Genomic DNA, 19,066 nt, shown 5'->3' with positions numbered 1-19,066 from the left:
AAAGTAAAACGACTGGAGCATCCCTTTCAGCCACTTCGCGATAAGATTCGCGAGTGGCGTAATAAAAACTATCGACTGGCATTTCTGATCGGCTCTGAGCATCGCTCTCGTCGCCTGCAAAGAATCTTGAATGATTTCGACATCGAGGTGCCAATTCGTACAGATTTATCGGCATATACGTGGGCATATGAATTTCAGCGGCTACCGATTGTTATTTTATCCGGGAATCTTTCATCTGGGGTCTTGTTACCAGACGAAGCGCTGGTATTTATCAGTGAAAGAGACCTTTTTGGGGAAGCAAGTCATATCGCTCCGACACCATCCGTCTCGATGAGAAAACTTCTCAACTCTCTTTCTCAGCTCACTCCAGGCGACTACATCGTGCATATTGATTATGGTATTGGACGGTACCGTGGGTTTACGCAGCGAGACGTAAAGCAGGGGCGAGTCGACCTCTTAGAAATTGAGTATGCCGATAGCACGCTATTTCTCCCCATGACCAATATCGCTAAGGTCCAACGGTATAGCGGTGTTGATGGAACTCCACCTCAAATTGATCGCCTGAGCTCTAAAAGATGGAATAAGACGAAGGCAAAAGTACGAGCTTCAGTGGAGCTTCTTGCGGGCGAGCTTGTAGACCTTTATGCGAAACGGAAGCTCGCCAAGGGTTGGCGCTTTGACCCTGCTGGCGCTCAAGATGAAGAGTTTGCAGATGGATTTCCATTTACGGAAACAAGCGATCAGCTAAAAGCAATCGAAGAAACTCTCCTCGATATGTCCAGTGAACAACCCATGGACCGTCTTATTTGCGGAGATGTCGGTTTCGGCAAAACGGAAGTCGCACTTCGAGCAGCATTTAAAGCGACTCAGCACTCAAAACAAGTGGCAATTTTATGTCCTACAACAATACTTGCGGAGCAACATTTCAAAACATTTAATAGCAGGCTCGCTGAATTCCCAGTCAACATCGGAATCGTGAGTCGCTTCTATTCAAGTAAGCAAAATCAAAATACTCTGGAGCAACTGTCATCAGGTCAACTCGACATTATCATCGGCACTCATAAACTTTTGCAACGTGATGTTACCTTTCATGATTTAGGACTGTTGATAATTGATGAAGAGCATCGATTTGGAGTGAGGCAAAAAGAGAAGCTCAAACAAATGAAGGGGGATATTGATGTACTTACCCTGACTGCTACCCCCATACCGCGAACCCTACACATGTCGCTCCTTCAGATTCGCGATATTAGTATTATTAGCTCACCCCCAGTCAATAGAAAAACGATTCGAACATTTGTCACACCTGATGACGACAATACGATTCGAGATGCTCTTTTGAGGGAAATGCAGCGTGGAGGTCAGGCTTTTTTTCTGCATAACAGGGTACAGTCGATACAGATTGTCACGGAAAGACTACAGCAGCTGTTACCAGACGCTCGAATTGTCTTCGCCCATGGGCAAATGAGTGAATCGCAACTCGAAGATATTATGCGTCGGTTCTTACAGCATGAAATCGACATCCTTGTTGCAACAACGATCATTGAATCTGGAATAGATATCCCGAATGCTAATACTATCATCATTCATCGGGCTAATACCTTCGGACTGGCCCAACTCTATCAAATTCGGGGGCGAGTAGGCAGAAGCACTCGACAGGCATATTGCTACTTTCTCACCCCAACAAAAAAGCGATTATCAGGCGAGGCACAAGAACGTCTTGCTGCTTTACAGTCTCTCGATGAATTAGGACACGGCTTTCAACTCGCCATACGCGACCTGGAAATCCGAGGAGCCGGAGAGCTCTTAGGACGTCAACAATCCGGTAGTGTTATTTCAGTTGGCTTTGAATTATACACAAAAATTCTTGATGAAGCCGTTCACCATCTCACTGGTGAAGCCCTTTCTCATGAATTTCTGGTTGAGCCAGAGGTTAAGATTGAGCTCGATGCATTTCTTCCGCCTGAATACATACCAGACATCCAAGAACGTATGGTTATCTATCAGCGCTTAACAGCACTACGCAGTAATGATGATGCAAACGGTATGCGGGACGAACTCCAAGACCGATTCGGCCCTCTCAGCACTCCGACGGAACAACTGATTGACATAATGACTTTTCGAGGTCAACTAAAACCATATGGGGTTGCACGATGTGAAATTGGCGATGAAACATTTTCGTGCGCCTTTGCGCCTTCAGCTCCTATCAGTATAAAAAAAGCGCTGGAGCTTGTTCGATCAAACTCTAAAAAGTTCAAACTCGGGAAAAATGACTCGTTTACCGTTCATGAGCCAACACTTCGCAAAGGCTCGCTAGCTCAGACGTTCGATCGAGTTTTTGAACTCCTTGACCAAATTCAAACCTGAGGCATCTGACTCAAAACATGAGAAATGGATGACAACTCGAACTTTTCATGAAATGTATGACGCAAATACTTATTCCCACATTCGTTGTGGGTAATTATGGTTTTTCATCGGTTATACCTTGAACTTTTTGCACTATCTGTCACAATTTTCTCAGCCATTACGCTCAATTTTGTGGAACCACCTTCATGATCGACAACCATGACTCACGAGTATCATCCGCTTCTGAGGAAGTATCTCGAAACATACCTTTCATACACAAATCTCTGCTCTCTATTGTAATAGGAATCTTTGTAACCTTATCTCCTCCTGCCTTCGCTGAACTACTTGATGCTGTTGTAGCATCCGTCGATAACACTCCTATTACTCTAACTGACGTTGTGCAAAGGTCAGGCGTGGCTTATCCGACCTCCCTCTCTGATGCTGCTCAGAACCAACAAATTCAAAATGCTCTTCAACAGCTCATTACTGAACATCTCCTAAGAGCTGAAAGCAGAGATCGACGAATCGGCGTAAGCGATGACGAGATTCAACTTTATATCGACCGCCTTGCTCAACAAAATGGCCTATCTCGTGAAACGTTTGAAAGAGCACTACAGGAGCAGAATACGACCATTGAACAATTGCAGGAACAGGTAGAAATCGACATTTTAAAAACCAAGCTCGCCAATCAAATTATGCGAGAAGGAACCAGCATTGGTGAGCAAGAAATCAACGAGTATCTTGCTCAGCATCCAGAGCTCAAGACTGGCGGAACAAAAATGAAGTTACGGCAAATAGTACTCTACCGGGAGCGGCAGTCAGAGACAGCAGCAAAAGAGACTCTTGAGCGCGTACGAAGTGACGCGTCGTCTCTGGATGACTTTAAACGAGAGGCCTCAAAAATTTCTCACGGGCCAGAATCAGTCGACGGAGGACTACTCGGCGTTCTTAGCGAAGAGGACCTTCATGGAGCTATTTTTGAGGCCCTGTTTGAACTACCAGAGCAGCAGGTTTCTTCGATTATTGAGACACCTATTGGCTTTCACCTCTTCTTTATTGAAAACCGCTTTCTTGGTCATAAAAGTAACACGACAAATACAGAGCTCAGAAGCGAAATACGAGCTCAACTAGAAGAGAGAAAACTCCAAGAGCGAATGAAGCTATATTTCGCTCGAGAGTTGACCTCTAAGTTTGCTGTGGACAAGAAAATATAAATTTAGCCGAACATTAAGGAGAAATATGTCAGCAATTCACCTCAACCCCCAAGCATTTCGGGAATATGATATTCGAGGAAATGTTGATGAAGATCTCAATGCAGGATTTGCTCGACTTCTAGGGTTTGCGTTTGGAAAAACTCTTCGTGAGAAAACCGAACTACCAGTCAGCATTGGATACGATTGTCGGTTAAGTTCTCCAGAATATGCGCAAGCACTAGCAGAAGGAATCTCTGCGACTGGCAGACCCGTGGAACTGCTTGGTATGGGTCCAACACCGCAAGTCTACTTTTCGCTCTATCAGCGAGAGCTTGCGGGTGGCATTCAGGTTACCGGCAGCCACAACCCATCTAACATGAATGGGTTCAAAATATGTCGGGGGAAAACCACTCTATCCGGAAGTGCTATTCAAGAACTTTTCGCTTTAATGAAATGTCATCAAGAAGCTCAGATCACACCTATACCCCACTTAATCAAGGAAAATCTTATCTTGCCTGAATATCTGAGCTATCTCATAGAGAATATCAAACCCCATATGGGTCCTCGAAAGCTAAAGGTCGTCGTTGACGCCGGCAATGGAGTAGGCGGTATGGTCGGTCCAGAGCTTCTCAAGCAACTCGGCGTTGAGGTAATTGAACTCTATTGTGACCCCGACGGAAACTTTCCAAATCACCATCCAGATCCAACAGTGCTTGAAAACATCAAAGACTTAAAAGCTGCCGTTATCCGTGAAAATGCTGATTGTGGAATCGGATGGGACGGGGATGCCGATCGCATTGGGGTGGTAGATGAAAAAGGGGATATTGTATTTGGCGATATGCTTCTCTTAATTTATGGACAAGCGCTCTTAAGAGACATCTCGAAACCAACCATTATTGGAGATGTAAAATGTTCATCTCGACTGTTTGATACGCTGGCTCAAGAAGGGGCCAGAGCGATAATGTGGAAGACTGGCCACTCACTCATTAAACAGAAGCTCTACGAGGAAGATGCTGATCTTGCAGGGGAAATGAGCGGTCACATGTTTTTCAAACATCGCTTTTTCGGATTCGACGATGCAATGTACGCATCAGGTCGCCTCATTGAGCTGCTCAGCAATACACAGGAGACACTTTCAGGACTCCTTCGAGATGTTCCACAAGCGATTTCAACTCCTGAAATTAGGGTCGATTGCCCTGACCATATCAAGTTCCAGGTACCAGAGGAGGCTCAACGTAAATTCTCTGACTACAAAACCGATCTCACCGATGGAGTAAGAGTCGAGTTCGAGAAAGGATGGGGATTAGTGAGGGCTTCAAACACCCAGCCAGCTCTAGTAATGCGATTTGAAGCAGAAACCCCCGAGTTACTCGCATCCTACGAAGCCATTATGAGACAAGGCGTTGATGAGATTTTAGCTGGACTACAGTGAAATCTCTCTACTTCCAGCCAAAAGCTCACTCCTCCTTGTTTGACTCTTCTTCTGTCTCCGGCAAGAGAAGCTTTTCAAATGGTGAGTCAAGACCAAGGAGCATCTCTTCAGGATCTACTTGCGCCATCGTTCTTTGAAATAAGATTACAGGCAGACATGATTCTTGAAGCGTCACGAAATCCGAACGTGCCTCAAGAAAGGTCTCTATCAACCAAACAAAATCGGGGTCACTCAACTCGTATGGATACACGGGCCTGGCCATGCTTCCTCTCCTTTTTCATACCGATCTCAAGCGTGCTCAGAGGTCTCTGAACTCACAAAAGCATGGGTATCTTCGTAATAGAAAATTAGAATTCGCACACATCTCACACACAGAGAGTAATTCGACCGCTTTCTGCGGAAACTTAAGGAAATTCACAGCTGCAATAAGCATAGCATTTTCAGTCTGTTACCAGCCTTTTGTCCTATGCGTTGCCTCTCCCGTCTAAAAGAGTAAGGCTCTTACCGCAGGCATGCAGTGAAACGTGAGCCCAAAAAAGGCGGGATAATCCTCTGCAGAGAAAACGATTATCGTGAAGTATAAAGAATTGAGACGAAAAGCTACGGTAGTATAGGGACTACAAAATCATCTTCAAATTGAACCCAAAGGATTCATGAACTCTACCTCACCCAAGATATATCCGCGAAATGATCACTGCGTATCTCGAGCAGATATCGACACCGATGCTCTGAAGATTATGTATCGACTCATTCGTCACGGCTATAAAGCGTACCTCGTTGGAGGTGGCGTGCGAGATTTATTACTCGGCAAAAAACCGAAAGACTTTGATATTGCAACTGATGCAACACCCAGAAAAATAAAAAATCTGTTTCGTAACTGTAGGATTATTGGACGTAGATTCAAGCTCGCCCACATCTATTTTAGAAACCAGAAAATTATAGAAGTTTCAACATTTCGCGATTCCTCAAAAGCATCTTCTCAAAATGATAGCCAAGAAAAAGACATAGAGGAGCAAGACAACACATACGGCACACCTTCGACCGATGCGTATCGCCGTGACCTTACGATCAATGCTCTCTTTTATGAGCTCTCAACATTTTCAATTATTGATTATGTAGGAGGAATGAAAGACCTGCAGTCAGGCACCATCCGAATAATTGGGGAACCTGCAGTCCGATTTGAAGAAGATCCAGTAAGAATGCTCCGTGCGGTTCGACATGCTGCTAGAGCGGGCTTTGAAATCGAGAAAAAGAGTGTTGACGCGATAAAACATCACCATGAGCTGCTAACAACGGCTTCTCAAGTACGGGTCTACGAAGAGTTTAAGAGAGACCTCTCAGGCGGCGCTGCGCTGCCGACACTGCGTCTTCTGCGACACACAGGACTCCTGACACACTTGTTACCCGAGTTGCTACTCAATGATGCTGCCCTACTCACCGAAAATAGTTACTTTTCTACTGTTGTCGAACGTATGGATTCGCACTTACGAGAACATAAAATTGAAGAGCCCTTAACTGCAATTCTTGGGCTCTTTGCTATATTTCTTGTTGCCTATCCGAGTTCGAAAGAACAGCTTCTTGAGCAGGAGCTTGAGCGAGAAGAGTTGGTTGATCACTTAAAGAGCTGTTTCATTAAACTGATGGTTCCGAGAAAAGAACGTGAACGGATTGATGACCTACTCGCCCTTTGGCTTCGGCTACGCCAGATGCCAATTGAAAAAGTAAAGAAGCTTAATCTTGAAAGAAGAAAATCTATAAGAAATCTGGAGCACCTTTTACGGTGGCTGGAAGGTGATGATTCAGACGGAAAGCTTCTCGAGCTCGTATCTCAAGCGGCTATCGCTAGGACAAAAGGGCATGGGACCAGAACTCGTACTCGAAAAGGAAGGCGTTCCCCTCCGAAGCGAAGGGCACGTGGATAGCCACCAAGTGAACTAGCATACGTGGTATCATGGAAAAGAGATTATCAATGATGAACTCGAAAGAGCCATTCGCTACTATCTCACTCTATTTTCAGGCTGCAATGAAAGCAGCCAAGACGCTTCTTCGTCAGCCAATTCTCATTCCTCTTTTTCTTTCTGCATTCGTTCTCTACCAATTCCTGGGGAGTGTTATACACTATTCCAGACTGGGAGTGAGTGGCGGCTTCTTGCTCGCTCTTATCCAATTAGTCTGGCTCACCTACCTTTTTCAATGGCTGACGATGGCAACTAAGGCTCAGCTCTCAACGGGTAGAGGATTTTTTTCATTAAAAAAAATCACTGAAGAACAGGATCCATGGATACATGTAAGAAGAGCAGCCCGCAAAGAGAGTTATATGGATGTTCTTCGCTTTAATTCGGAACTCTTCTTTGCCCTTCTCTCAGTGGCATTTCCTCTTTTTATCGTGCATCTGTTACTATCGGTTCTTGATAATAATGTGCTCCTGATCACCTTCTCTCTCTCCGCTTTTGTATTCCTTAATCCATTGCCAGAAGTAATCATCGCCTCATCCCTAACGGGCCTTGATGCTTTCAAAGAGGTGTTGGACTTTATGCGTCGACGATTCTGTATCTGGCTGTTTCCCATACTTTTACCAGTCGCCCTAAAACTTATCGCCAGTCCCATGAGCGTGTCACCGAACATCCTCTCAGAGCTCATCTCCCTTGCATCGCTCTCAGACCCAATTTATCCGACTGAAACCCTTCACACCGTAGTCCAAAATATCTTTATCCAGTATCCTCTCTTGGGAAGTGGTCTTGGCGTATTGCTGGTTCTCTACCTCAGTTTGTTTCGGCTAGAGCTATATCTACGGACTGCGGTATCCCCTCAAACTCTCTAGCATTTTATAGGAAAGAAAATCTTTCTTTCTAGACATGCTTTAATCCTACGTTTCATGTACCATATCCCAAACTGATACGGAGAAGAGCTCATGGACTCTCAAGAACCACGCCCAACCAAGTATATTTTTGTTACGGGGGGTGTGGTCTCCTCAATTGGAAAAGGGCTTACCACAGCCTGCATCGGATCACTACTCGAATCTCGAGGCCTACGTGCCACCGCTGTAAAACTCGACCCCTACATTAATGTTGACCCTGGAACAATGAGCCCGTTTCAGCATGGAGAAGTATTCGTTACTGATGACGGTGCGGAAACTGATCTCGACCTTGGGCACTATGCTCGGTTTATCGGCACTACTATGTCGAAGCTCAACAACTTTACCTCTGGTAAAGTTTATGAAACCGTAATTGCGAATGAGCGCCGCGGTGATTATCTTGGTGGTACCGTTCAGGTCATTCCACACATTACAGATGAGATAAAGCGGCGCGTTTATCTTGCCTCTAAAGGATATGATATTTGCCTTGTTGAGATCGGTGGAACTGTTGGAGATATTGAGAGTCTTCCGTTCCTAGAGGCAATCCGGCAGATGCGAGCTGAAATGGGGTCTGAAAACTGCCTGTTCATTCATGTTACACTTGTGCCCCATATAGCAGCAGCTGATGAATCAAAGACAAAACCGACACAACATTCGGTAAAAGAGCTTACTGGATATGGGATTATTCCGAATATTATTGTTTGTCGTTCGGAGAAGCGGCTAGAGAAAAACATCAAGAAAAAGATTAGCCTTTTTTGTAACGTTGATGAAAAATCGGTCATTAATGCCCCAGATGTCTCAACCATTTATGAGCTCCCTCTTCTGCTTCATGAAGAAGGACTTGATGAAAGAATCGTAGAAAAGCTGAATATTTGGACCGGCACCCCAGATCTCTCCAACTGGGAGCGCATTGTTAACGTACTCCGAAAACCCAAAAACGGCAGTATTACGCTGGCAATGATCGGCAAGTATGTAGATCTGACTGAAAGCTATAAAAGTCTATCCGAAGCGCTACATCATGGCGGCTTTGCTAACGACTGCACGGTAAAAATTGTCTATATCGACAGCGAAGATATTGAGAAAGGCTCAGTTGAGGAAAAGCTTCTTGAGGCGACGAATGGCGAAGGAGCTGATGCAATTCTTATTCCGGGTGGCTTTGGTGCACGGGGCCATGAAGGGAAGATTATGGCGGTTCAATATGCTCGAGAAAATAAAGTTCCCTTTTTCGGCATTTGCCTAGGTATGCAAATGGCTGTAATAGAGGGAGCCCGAAATCTGGCGAAACTGGCTGATGCCACAAGTGCTGAATTTAAACAGAGTGCTGAACATCCTGTTATTGACCTCATGGAGAGTCAGCGCAATGTCAGCGAAAAAGGAGGCTCAATGCGGCTTGGAGCCTATCCGTGCGTCCTTACCCAAAACAGCAAGTCTTATGCCGCCTATGGAACAACATCAATTAGCGAGAGACATCGGCATCGTTTCGAATTCAATAATGAGTATCGAGAAGCCATAGAGAAAGCAGGAATTATGATTGCTGGAACTTCTCCCAACAATGATCTTGTTGAGATCATTGAAATCGCTGATCATCCTTGGTTCATTGGAGTGCAATTTCACCCTGAATTTAAATCGAAGCCTCGAGAGCCTCATCCTCTGTTTCGAAGCTTTGTTGCAGCCGCGCTTGAACGAAGAAGTTCCAAAGCACTTTCTGATAAAAGTCAGAAAGACAAAAAGGTCATAGAGTTCACAAAAAAAAATGACGTTGCAAGCTCGTGTTAATGAGTAATACCCGCTTTCGACTCATGTAAACAGACTGGTTGTTGAAGGACGTCTGAATCAAACTATACAGGTCGATATGAGTAACCGAACACATACTATTCAAAGCATCGTTTCGCATGCTCAAAAGATGGCAGAGACTCGATCTGCTACGCCAGTTCCCACAAAGCCATTTCTCTTTTGTGGTCCTTGTCAACTTGAAAGTCGAGATCATGCTCTTTCCCTCGCTGAAAGAATAGCAGAACTTGCAAGTCAGTATGGATTCGCCCCAGTATTCAAAGCATCTTTCGATAAGGCAAATCGAACTAAAGCTGACAGCCCACGCGGAATTGGAATTGAGGAAGCGATACCTGTCTTTCAAGAGATTCAAGAACAATTAGACTTGCCAACGCTCACCGACATCCACCTACCAGATCACCCAGCGATACTTGATGGATGCGTTGATATTCTGCAGATTCCAGCTTTTCTCTGCCGTCAGACAGACCTCTTACGAGCAGCTGGACGATCAGGTCGTATCGTAAACATCAAAAAAGGGCAATTCCTTCACCCTCAAGATCTTGCCTTCGCGGGGGAGAAAGTTCGCCAAGACTCAGAGTCTGCTACTGTGCTCCTTTGTGAACGAGGAACCTTCTTTGGATATCGAGATTTAGTCGTAGATATGCGTTCTCTTGTTCAGATGAGAAATAGCGGCTTCCCCGTAATATTCGACGGCTCACATGTTGTGCAGTCTATGGGAGGAGCAAAAGGGGTATCTGGTGGGGATGCTCGTTTCAGTCATCCCCTCTGCCGAGCAGCTGTTGCCACTGGAGTTGATGGCATTTTTATCGAAACACATCAAAATCCCAGATCTGCCCCATCAGACGGTGATAGCATGTTGCCACTTGACGAACTGCCGCGCCTCCTAAAGAGCCTTCAAAAGATCTTTCAGGTGGTTCAAGATGAAGATGTTGGATTATAAGCCCCACCGACTGTAACGTTATGTATCTCAATAGGAAAACAAGCTATCTCCTAGCAATTCTTCTGGTCCTTCTCTTTTTCTTTATTGGAGCGCTTTTTCTCAATACCGGGTATCAACAGTCATCTCTTGCGCCGACTACGCCGCTGGAAAATCAGGATCAAGTATCGCAATCAACTCTTCCTTCGGATGAACCTCCGCTCAAAAAAACAACCCATGAAGCCGAAATCGGAGACATGAGCGAACAACCAGCAGAGGGATTTGCTCTGGAGAATTTCCATCGGAGTGAAACTCGAGATGGGAAGGTCTTATGGGAGGTCACAGGCCAAAACGCGCGCTATTTTCCAGAAGAGAATCGCATAGACATTGATGCATGCTTGTTTTTCACAAATGATGAGAAAGGGCAAAAAATTGTTTTAAAGGCAAATGAGGCAACCCTGATTCTCAAAGGCCCTGAACTCCAGTCCGTATTCTTTCCGAAAGATGTCCGTGTGACCTATGGACGTGAAATGAGAATAGTAACATCAGAGGCTTCTTATGATCATAAGAAAGCTCTCGTTTCGACATCTGCGCATGTTCAGGTAATAGGAAATTGGTTTATAGTTGAAGGGGACGGTCTCCATGCCCGTCTTGATATAGAACAATATAAAATATTACGAAATGTCACGAGCATTCTTGAGCCTAAAAAACGAAGGGGTTAGTCAAATATGAAGGCACCGAAGCTAATCATACTCATCATCCTCCTCTATTCCCCAGCGCTACTGGCAAACGTGCCGGAAGCTGAACAGCCCCTTTTTCGTGCAGATTTTGAGAATGCACCAACGTACATTAAGGCAGACGAGATGACTCTTTCAGCATCAAGGCGCGAGGTGCAGTATCGAAGTAATGTTGAACTCATTCATGAAGATATGACTCTGACGTGTGATCAGCTCGAGGCTTCATATTCTGCTGAAAATGTTATTCAACAAATCACCGCTCGCGATAACGTCTTTATTGTTCGCGAAGAAGGCACCCAAGCGCGCAGTGAACTCGCTATTTATGAAAAAGCAACCGAGACGATTACCCTAACCATAAATCCAGAGATACAAGAGAAAGGAAGTATCGTTAACGCAGATAAAATAAGAATCTTTTTAAAAGAAGACCGCAGCGAAGCAGAGGGTGAAGTCCGAGTAAAGCTCGTGCAGAAGAGTCCTGCCTCTGGAGCAAAAGAAAAGAAAAAAGTAGAGCAAGCTGAGGAAAATAAGCAAAAGACGCAGGAGAGCCCGTGAACGGAATGCTCCCGAGAGCCTGCTATTTTGATATTGATGGAACCATTGTTGACAGCAGTGGAGCCATTCATCCGAAAGTTCTAGAGAGTATTGACTGGCTTCATGTTCGGAACATCGGAGTTGGAGTTGCGACAGGACGCCCCTGGTTTGCGGCGAAGCCAATTGCTGAAAAGATCCGTGCAACAGTACCGTGTTTGAGCTACTCTGGAGCGCTACTCACGAGTCCTGAAAATTGGAAAGAGATTCACTCACAAGCGCTCGAGATAAATCAAATAAGGGCGATTCTAACCTGTTGCGCTGAGTTCGATTGGTACGTCGAACTCTATGATTCTGATGCGTATTATGTAAAGGCACTGAATCACATCTCAACTATACACAAAGAGTACCTACATAAACTTCCTCAGATTCTCGATTTTAAGGATCCCAATCAGATAAAAGGACCGTTTCTGAAAGCGGTGATTGTCTTTGAGAGAAGCCCTTCCCCTGAATGCATCTCTGAAATCCTACGCAGAGTGCCAGATATTGAGATAGGAATTGGTCATGGAGCAGCTCATCCTCATATTCACTTCTTAAATCTGACCCATGCGAATACTGGCAGAGCTCATGGGCTCAACTATATTTGCGATGCTCTATCGTGTACCCCAAAAGAACTTATGGCATTTGGTGATGGGGCTTCAGACATTCACTTTCTATCAACGGTAAAATGGGGCATTGCCATGGATAATGCTGCAGATGAAGTGAAATCTACAGCTAGCTATACGGCACCATCGGTAGAAGACCAGGGCGTTTATCAGTTTCTCTCGAACTTCCTGTCCACCGTTGGCAACGAGAATACACCCTAAATTTCGCTTTCTTATTCCCTCCCAATGAAGAGGTGGAATTATCCTTTCGCGTGTGGAAGACTACTCCCCATAGTGTCATTAGAAAGGATTACAATGAAAAACTCCTCTTTTTTCCGAAATCTATTCTTCATAACAATCTTCGCTTTGGCTGCTTTTGGATTTTTACATTTGCCTCAACTCGCGCAAGCAGAAGATAAAACGGTACTCAAAATTGATACTGCGCAAAGTTCAGTAAAATGGCTCGGCAAAAAGTTAGCTGGACAACATAATGGAATCGTAAAGCTAAAATCTGGTGCCGTGACACTATCTGAAGGCGCTATCATCGGTGGCAACTTCGTAATTAATATGCAGACAATAGAAAATGAGGATATAGAAAGTCCGAAGTGGAGAAAGAAATTAGAAGACCATTTAAAATCAGAAGACTTTTTTAATGTATCGAAATTTCCCGAGGGAGTTTTCTCAATAAGTAATGCGAAAAAAGGCGGTGAACATTCAACTCTGATTAATGGCAATCTTTCAATAAAGGGAATCTCTCTTCCTGTTACTCTGACAGCTTCTATTATCGAAGACAAAGGGATCTATACAGCAAAAGGCACCGCAACTATTGATAGAACAAAGTGGGAGATTCGATATAACTCAGGAAAGTGGTTTGATCCCGCCATCCTCGGTGACAAACTGATCTATGATGATATAGAAATTGAAGTCAATATTGTAACTCTTCCATCTTAGTGAATCCTCACGAAAGATGCTGCATGGCTTTCGTTTATAGCTGACTCGAGTTAGTGTACAGGCATAGAATTTCCCTATGTTGGAGATTGTGGACATAAGAGAGAGCAGATGCACACGCTAGCAGCAGAAGCCATAACAAAGAGCTACGCTAAACGACCTGTTGTGCGGGGCGTTTCTCTTTCTGTTCATTCAGGAGAAACCGTAGGCCTCCTGGGACCCAATGGTGCTGGGAAAACCACAAGCTTCTATATGTGTGTTGGACTGGTAGCTCCAACCTCTGGAAGAGTCTTACTTGATGGTGAAGATGTCTCTCAACAACCAGTCTATGAGAGGGCGCGGAAGGGTATAGGATATCTTCCTCAAGAGCCCTCTGTCTTTCGAAAGCTGACTGTTGAGCAAAATATCATGGCGATATTGGAGACAATTCCAACACTCGCTACGGATAATAGTCGTAAAGAACGTCTTGAAGAGTTGTTGGAGATGCTAGGAGTAGCAGAGCTGCGTACCAGCTTAGCCAGTGCTCTCTCAGGTGGCGAACGTCGGCGAGTGGAAATTGCTCGAGCACTTGCACTGAATCCATTTTTTTTACTTCTCGACGAGCCCTTCGCTGGTATCGATCCAATAGCAGTAGGAGATCTGCAAATTATTATAGACGGATTACGGAATCAGGGCATTGGAACTCTGATTACTGACCATAATGTGCGTGAGACTCTAGGGATTTGTGATCGTGCTTATATTTTAGTAGACGGCAAGGTCATGGTTGAAGGTAGCCCGAAAGAAATCGCTTCGAATCCAGATGCGCAAAAGTATTATCTTGGAGAAGGCTTTGTGCTCAATTAAGAGAGTGAAGTCGTCCTATCAACTCAAAGAGTCCTCTCTCTTCCACTACGATACCCGAACACTCTGCTTTCCCTCCTCCGCATGCTCTTACACCAGCCATTTGTCACATGAAAAAGACACCACTGTTACAATCGTTCTATGGATTTTCGATGTATTATCAGCATATTAGGAGAATTGGCATAGTTTTCTCCTGTTTTCCGCACTCTATCCTAGACAGAAACATCAAAAGAGAGGCATTCAATTGGAAAGACAAGAGCGCTCTCTTAACTGGATGTCATTAGGGTTTCCTTAAGAGGCTAGGAAGAAAGAGGTTTTTCGGAAGCGTATGGCACTACAAGCAAAACTTGTCCAAAAAATGAGTCAGTCACTGATGATGACTCCCCAGTTGCAGCAAGCTATCAAGCTGCTACAACTGGGACGACTAGAATACATTGATGCAATACAACAAGAACTTCTGGAAAATCCGGTTCTAGAGGAAATACGAGAAGAAGATGGTGCCGATGATGAGCCACTTCCAAGAGAGGCAACATCGAGTGACGTTGATGATACCTCTGGGGAGCTTCATACTGTAACTGGACTAGAACCTCAAGATAGCCCCGTAGACTGGGAACGCTACCTCGAGAACCTGGGAGACTATAGCAGTAGCGCGGGAACTCGCGAGGTCTCAGGTGATAAAGATCAACCATCGCTTGAAGCCACTCTCAGCAAGGAGATAACATTTCGAGAATTTCTCCTCTCTCAGATTCGCATGAGTGATGTTCAGCAAGAAGATAAAGAAATCATTATAAATATACTGGGAAATATAGACCCGAATGGTTTCCTTACCCTAACCTATGAAGAGATTGCTGAACTTTCCCATAGCACCCCTGAGCAAGTTCATTCCGTTATTCGGGAAACACTGAGAGATCTGGAGCCGGCAGGTGCATTCGCAAGAAATCTCGGTGAATGTCTACTTTTTCAACTCGAAGATCTCGGACTAGAAGAGTCACTTGCTGCGAAAATGGTAGACCGGCATTTAGACAAGCTCGAGCGCCGGCGCTATGACTTGATAGCAAAGGAAGAGGGGGTTGAATTATCTGAAGTTCATGCTGCCGTAAAAGTTATCCTTGCTCTCGAGCCAAGACCTGGACGGCAATTCGCCGAAGAAGAAACACGATATGTTGTGCCGGATATTTACGTTTATTCCGTCGGAGGCGAATGGGTTATCTCGCTGAATGAAGACGGTTTACCAAAACTACGGGTAAGTCCGTACTATCTAGAGGCACTCAAGCGCGCCAGTGAAAACGAGCCAGAAAACAAAGTTTATCTTAATGACAAGCTCAAGTCTGCTTCTTGGCTCATCAAGAGCATTCATCAGCGTCAACAAACGATCTACAAGGTCACAGAGAGCATAGTAAAATATCAGAAAGAGTTTCTTACCTATGGAATCGAGCGACTAAAGCCACTAGTACTTAAAGATATTGCAGACGATATCGGCATGCACGAATCCACCATTAGTCGGGTCACGACAAATAAGTATGTTCATACCCCTCAAGGTGTATATGAGTTAAAATTCTTCTTCACACCAGGTATTAAGACCGGCAATGGAGAGATTTCTTCATCTAGCGTCAAGGAGCGAATACGCCAAATTATTGCTGAAGAGAACCCTAAAAAACCTATCAGCGATCAGAAAATTGTTGAGATGTTAGAGGGAGATGACGTTCAAATCGCACGGAGAACAGTAGCAAAATACCGAGAAAGCCTAGGGATTGCCTCCTCTTCTCGAAGAAAACGGGTATGTTAAGACCCCAAATAGGGCTCATATCATTAGCTTTTGTTATTTTCTACTCATGATTCTTATTCTCATTTCCGAAAAATACGTTACAATAAAAACTAGAGTTTTCTATCACCTAAAGGAGGCAATATGGTTCAGTCAAAAGTTGTTAATCTCAATATTAATTTCCGAAATACTGAGTCCACTGAACCTATTAAAGCCTATGCCAATGAGAAAATAGCAAACTGCCTAAAAAAGTTTATTCATCACGATGTTGAAGCACACTTGGTGCTACTCGTAGAAAAGAATAGACATACGGCTGATATTTCATTTCATGTAGATGGCGCAGATTTCGCTTGTAGAGAAGAATGTGAGAATTTGTATGCATCAATAGATAAGCTTGTTGATTCGCTAGGAAGCCAGATGCGCCGGCACAAAGAAAAAATGACAAATCACACGGCACGATAGCCTCTCTATTGAACAGAGGTGCGAATGGAGTCGCTTTACCCAAGGTATAGCAGTCCTACTTGAACTTTGAAGTGCCTGACAAACGGAACCTGAAGAGGCGCCCAGCTTTAGGTGAGAAAACTTCAACTATCGACTCGTTGGCTAGTAGCATCTGCTGCGCTCGATTCCTGAGCAAAAGAATTCTTTTAAAGGTGACGAGACCAGACTAAGATCATACACTGGTAATTATCATCCGCCGTTGAATTAACTGTCTTACTACGAGTTCCATCACGTTCATGCCATCTTCTTCGATACCATTTTCTGAGGACATACAACATATTGAGAGCCTCGTTCTTCTTATTGGACTTTCAGGAGCTGGAAAGTCTAGTGCGAATAGAGCATTTTCAGATGAAGGGTATTACTCGATTGATAATCTTCCCATAGCACTCCTACCAAACTTTCTTTCCCTGTCTCGTAGCAATCCAACGCGATTTAAAAAAACAAGTGTCCTGTTAGATATCATCTCAGAGGAACAACGAGAGCAATTCATTGAATTTATAGAGGACTTGCCACAAGACTCTCCCTCATGGCAAATAATTTTCCTCGATACTGACTCCCAGACACTACAAAAACGGTACAGCGAGACACGACGTCCGCATCCTGCACTCTCCTCAAATCCTCCCCCGACTTCTGAAAATAATATGTCCTTGTCTGTCACCTCGTTACCAGAGGCCATCGAGTGGGAACGGACCCTACTCCACCCACTAAAAGAGCGGGCAAGCGTTATCATTGACTCCTCTAGACTCTCTCCGCACGATCTCAGACGGCAAATCAGCTCCACAATAGCCTCCTTCCACAAACAGCAAGGAAGAAAGCTACAAGTTCACTTTCAGTCATTCGGTTTCAAGTTTGGCGCCCCAACCGACTGCGATCTCATTATTGACGTCCGATTCCTTCCCAATCCTCATTTTGACGAGCAGCTTCGTCCTCTGACTGGCCGAGATGCGCCTGTAAAAGAATACGTTCTTGGCTCTACCGTGACGCAAGAGTTTATAGAACGCTATCTTAACTTGCTTGAGTTTCTCCTCCCTCACTATATTCATGAGGGAAAGGCATATTTAAACATCGGAATCGGCTGCACTGGAGGCAAACATCGCTCTGTGGCAATTGCTCAAGAACTCGCAGCACGGCTTTCCAGTGCTCAATGTGATATTAGGAGCACCGATAGAGATCGAGAAAAGAGCTAGTCGAGTAGCGAGCCGCTGAGTGCACAATTTGTCTCCCTCTCATCGACACAGCCAATGGCATCTGCCTTGACCTATGCGAAAAATTTTAGGATTCTTACGAGATTACAAATCAACTTTGCAGTCGTAGTAAACCTCGATCCAGAAAGACAGGAATTATCAAAGGGAATATCGTCGTGAATCATCGAACATATCTTTTTACTTCAGAATCCGTTTCAGAGGGTCATCCAGATAAAGTCTGTGATCAGATAAGCGATGCAATACTCGATGCACACTTGGCAGGAGACAGAAACAGCCGGGTCGCATGTGAGACCCTCGTGAAAAATGGAGTAGTCGTACTCGCTGGCGAAATTACGTCGAATCACTCCGTAGCCTATGAAGATATTGTTCGGGAAACGATCCAGAAGATTGGCTATACGGATCCTGTACTTGGTTTTGATCACTCTTCGTGTGAGATACTTACTTTTATAAACGCACAGTCTCCCGATATTAGTCAGGGAGTTACGGAAGGTGAGGGCGCTTTCAAAGAACAGGGCGCAGGAGATCAGGGATTAATGTTTGGCTTTGCCTGCAATGAAACGCCAGAATACATGCCACTCCCTATCTCACTCTCACATCGCCTTGTCCATGAGCTTGCACTTCAACGAAAAGCTGGAGAACATTACCTAAAGCCAGATTCTAAATCTCAAGTTACGGTCCGCTATGAAAATGGTAGTCCAGTACATGTTGACTGTGTTGTTATCTCCACGCAACACCAGGAGGGATACAATCAACAACAACTTTCAAGGTACGTCATAGAGACTGTTGTAAAGAAAATCGTTCCAGAACACCTCTTGTCTGAAGACACCACTTACCTAATCAATCCGACTGGAAATTTTGTCATCGGAGGTCCGGTAGGAGATGCAGGACTTACCGGTCGAAAAATAATTGTTGACACCTATGGAGGATACAGCCGACATGGTGGAGGTGCATTTTCAGGGAAAGACCCCTCAAAAGTAGACCGCTCTGCTGCTTATATGTGTCGTTATGTCGCAAAGAATATCGTGGCTGCTGGGCTTGCTGATAAGGCTGAGGTACAGCTTGCGTATGCGATTGGAGTAGCTGAACCAGTATCAGTTTTAGTAGACACCTTTGGTACCGGCAAAGTTTCTGAAGAGAAAATCGAATCGGCAGTAAGAGAAAACTTCTCCCTTACTCCGAGGGGAATCATTGATTCGCTAAATCTCTTAAATCCCATTTATGCAGCGACTGCAGCTTATGGTCACTTTGGTAGAGAAGCGACGAAAGACGGTCACTTTAGTTGGGAAAAACTTGATAAAACGTCTGAGCTTCAGGCGCTGCTCTAAAGAGAATGACCAAATTCAAAGAGGTATATTCCGAAAACTAGGGCAGC

Annotated in this window: 17 protein-coding genes; 16 read left to right on the top strand and 1 reads right to left on the bottom strand. The window is 44.6% G+C overall.

What is annotated here, in order from left to right:
* The 3 genes from mfd to EBR25_05095 all read left to right on the top strand — a co-directional run.
* On the top strand, positions 1–2,364 hold a 2,364-nt coding region (gene mfd / locus EBR25_05105), incomplete at its 5' end, for a transcription-repair coupling factor (protein NBW40371.1).
* A 185-nt stretch (positions 2,365–2,549) separates the two neighbouring features.
* Complete coding sequence (locus tag EBR25_05100) at positions 2,550–3,557, top strand: peptidylprolyl isomerase (GenBank protein NBW40370.1); 1,008 nt, start codon at positions 2,550–2,552, stop codon at positions 3,555–3,557.
* Between the two features lie 25 nt (positions 3,558–3,582).
* Complete coding sequence (locus tag EBR25_05095) at positions 3,583–4,968, top strand: phosphomannomutase/phosphoglucomutase (protein ID NBW40369.1); 1,386 nt, start codon at positions 3,583–3,585, stop codon at positions 4,966–4,968.
* Between the two features lie 25 nt (positions 4,969–4,993).
* On the opposite strand, the gene EBR25_05090 is transcribed toward EBR25_05095, so the two are convergent.
* Positions 4,994–5,230 (bottom strand): hypothetical protein, encoded by a 237-nt coding sequence (locus EBR25_05090; protein ID NBW40368.1) that lies wholly within the window; start codon positions 5,228–5,230, stop codon positions 4,994–4,996.
* A gap of 391 nt (positions 5,231–5,621) precedes the next feature.
* Between EBR25_05090 and pcnB the strand changes: the two genes are divergently transcribed.
* The 13 genes from pcnB to EBR25_05025 all read left to right on the top strand — a co-directional run bounded on the left by pcnB (position 5,622) and on the right by EBR25_05025 (position 19,019).
* Positions 5,622–6,890, top strand: a complete 1,269-nt coding sequence (gene pcnB, locus EBR25_05085; protein NBW40367.1) for a polynucleotide adenylyltransferase PcnB — start codon at positions 5,622–5,624, stop codon at positions 6,888–6,890.
* Positions 6,891–6,937: 47 nt separating this feature from the next.
* Complete coding sequence (locus EBR25_05080; GenBank protein NBW40366.1) at positions 6,938–7,789, top strand: hypothetical protein; 852 nt, start codon at positions 6,938–6,940, stop codon at positions 7,787–7,789.
* Between the two features lie 90 nt (positions 7,790–7,879).
* Positions 7,880–9,598 (top strand): CTP synthase, encoded by a 1,719-nt coding sequence (locus EBR25_05075; GenBank protein ID NBW40365.1) that lies wholly within the window; start codon positions 7,880–7,882, stop codon positions 9,596–9,598.
* Between the two features lie 127 nt (positions 9,599–9,725).
* Complete coding sequence (locus EBR25_05070) at positions 9,726–10,553, top strand: 3-deoxy-8-phosphooctulonate synthase (protein ID NBW40364.1); 828 nt, start codon at positions 9,726–9,728, stop codon at positions 10,551–10,553.
* A gap of 20 nt (positions 10,554–10,573) precedes the next feature.
* Complete coding sequence (gene lptC / locus EBR25_05065) at positions 10,574–11,251, top strand: LPS export ABC transporter periplasmic protein LptC (GenBank protein NBW40363.1); 678 nt, start codon at positions 10,574–10,576, stop codon at positions 11,249–11,251.
* A gap of 6 nt (positions 11,252–11,257) precedes the next feature.
* The gene (locus EBR25_05060; GenBank protein NBW40362.1) at positions 11,258–11,818 is read left to right on the top strand and encodes a hypothetical protein; all 561 of its coding nucleotides are present in this window, start codon (positions 11,258–11,260) and stop codon (positions 11,816–11,818) included.
* On the top strand, positions 11,815–12,660 hold the full coding sequence (locus EBR25_05055) for an HAD family phosphatase (GenBank protein ID NBW40361.1): 846 nt from the start codon (positions 11,815–11,817) through the stop codon (positions 12,658–12,660). Before EBR25_05060 ends, EBR25_05055 begins: the two co-directional genes overlap by 4 nt.
* A gap of 24 nt (positions 12,661–12,684) precedes the next feature.
* Positions 12,685–13,389, top strand: a complete 705-nt coding sequence (locus tag EBR25_05050) for a YceI family protein (GenBank protein ID NBW40360.1) — start codon at positions 12,685–12,687, stop codon at positions 13,387–13,389.
* A 108-nt stretch (positions 13,390–13,497) separates the two neighbouring features.
* The gene (lptB, locus tag EBR25_05045; GenBank protein ID NBW40359.1) at positions 13,498–14,229 is read left to right on the top strand and encodes an LPS export ABC transporter ATP-binding protein; all 732 of its coding nucleotides are present in this window, start codon (positions 13,498–13,500) and stop codon (positions 14,227–14,229) included.
* Positions 14,230–14,554: 325 nt separating this feature from the next.
* The gene (rpoN, locus tag EBR25_05040) at positions 14,555–16,012 is read left to right on the top strand and encodes an RNA polymerase sigma-54 factor (GenBank protein ID NBW40358.1); all 1,458 of its coding nucleotides are present in this window, start codon (positions 14,555–14,557) and stop codon (positions 16,010–16,012) included.
* 120 nt (positions 16,013–16,132) lie between these two features.
* A complete protein-coding gene (raiA, locus tag EBR25_05035; protein NBW40357.1) occupies positions 16,133–16,450 on the top strand; it encodes a ribosome-associated translation inhibitor RaiA in 318 nt (105 codons plus the stop codon).
* A 275-nt stretch (positions 16,451–16,725) separates the two neighbouring features.
* Positions 16,726–17,676, top strand: a complete 951-nt coding sequence (rapZ, locus tag EBR25_05030) for an RNase adapter RapZ (protein NBW40356.1) — start codon at positions 16,726–16,728, stop codon at positions 17,674–17,676.
* A gap of 173 nt (positions 17,677–17,849) precedes the next feature.
* The gene (locus EBR25_05025) at positions 17,850–19,019 is read left to right on the top strand and encodes a methionine adenosyltransferase (protein ID NBW40355.1); all 1,170 of its coding nucleotides are present in this window, start codon (positions 17,850–17,852) and stop codon (positions 19,017–19,019) included.
* The last annotated feature ends 47 nt before the right edge of the window (positions 19,020–19,066 follow it).

Source organism: bacterium (genome assembly GCA_009926305.1).
In the GTDB taxonomy this organism is placed as follows: Bacteria; Bdellovibrionota_C; UBA2361; order UBA2361; family RFPC01; genus RFPC01.
Note: the sequence above shows the minus strand (reverse complement) of the source record. Positions and strands in the feature narration are given on the sequence as shown.

Excerpts from the sequence above, each read along its gene's own strand:
- lptB (NBW40359.1), top strand. The coding sequence starts at position 13,498 with ATGCACACGCTAGCAGCAGAAGCCATAACAAAGAGCTACGCTAAACGA.
- EBR25_05095 (NBW40369.1), top strand. The coding sequence starts at position 3,583 with ATGTCAGCAATTCACCTCAACCCCCAAGCATTTCGGGAATATGATATT.
- EBR25_05080 (NBW40366.1), top strand. The coding sequence starts at position 6,938 with ATGATGAACTCGAAAGAGCCATTCGCTACTATCTCACTCTATTTTCAG.
- raiA (NBW40357.1), top strand. The coding sequence starts at position 16,133 with ATGGTTCAGTCAAAAGTTGTTAATCTCAATATTAATTTCCGAAATACT.
- EBR25_05050 (NBW40360.1), top strand. The coding sequence starts at position 12,685 with ATGAAGAGGTGGAATTATCCTTTCGCGTGTGGAAGACTACTCCCCATA.
- rapZ (NBW40356.1), top strand. The coding sequence starts at position 16,726 with ATGCCATCTTCTTCGATACCATTTTCTGAGGACATACAACATATTGAG.
- EBR25_05060 (NBW40362.1), top strand. The coding sequence starts at position 11,258 with ATGAAGGCACCGAAGCTAATCATACTCATCATCCTCCTCTATTCCCCA.
- EBR25_05070 (NBW40364.1), top strand. The coding sequence starts at position 9,726 with ATGGCAGAGACTCGATCTGCTACGCCAGTTCCCACAAAGCCATTTCTC.
- EBR25_05075 (NBW40365.1), top strand. The coding sequence starts at position 7,880 with ATGGACTCTCAAGAACCACGCCCAACCAAGTATATTTTTGTTACGGGG.
- rpoN (NBW40358.1), top strand. The coding sequence starts at position 14,555 with ATGGCACTACAAGCAAAACTTGTCCAAAAAATGAGTCAGTCACTGATG.
- EBR25_05100 (NBW40370.1), top strand. The coding sequence starts at position 2,550 with ATGATCGACAACCATGACTCACGAGTATCATCCGCTTCTGAGGAAGTA.
- lptC (NBW40363.1), top strand. The coding sequence starts at position 10,574 with ATGTATCTCAATAGGAAAACAAGCTATCTCCTAGCAATTCTTCTGGTC.
- EBR25_05090 (NBW40368.1), bottom strand. The coding sequence starts at position 5,230 with ATGGCCAGGCCCGTGTATCCATACGAGTTGAGTGACCCCGATTTTGTT.
- pcnB (NBW40367.1), top strand. The coding sequence starts at position 5,622 with ATGAACTCTACCTCACCCAAGATATATCCGCGAAATGATCACTGCGTA.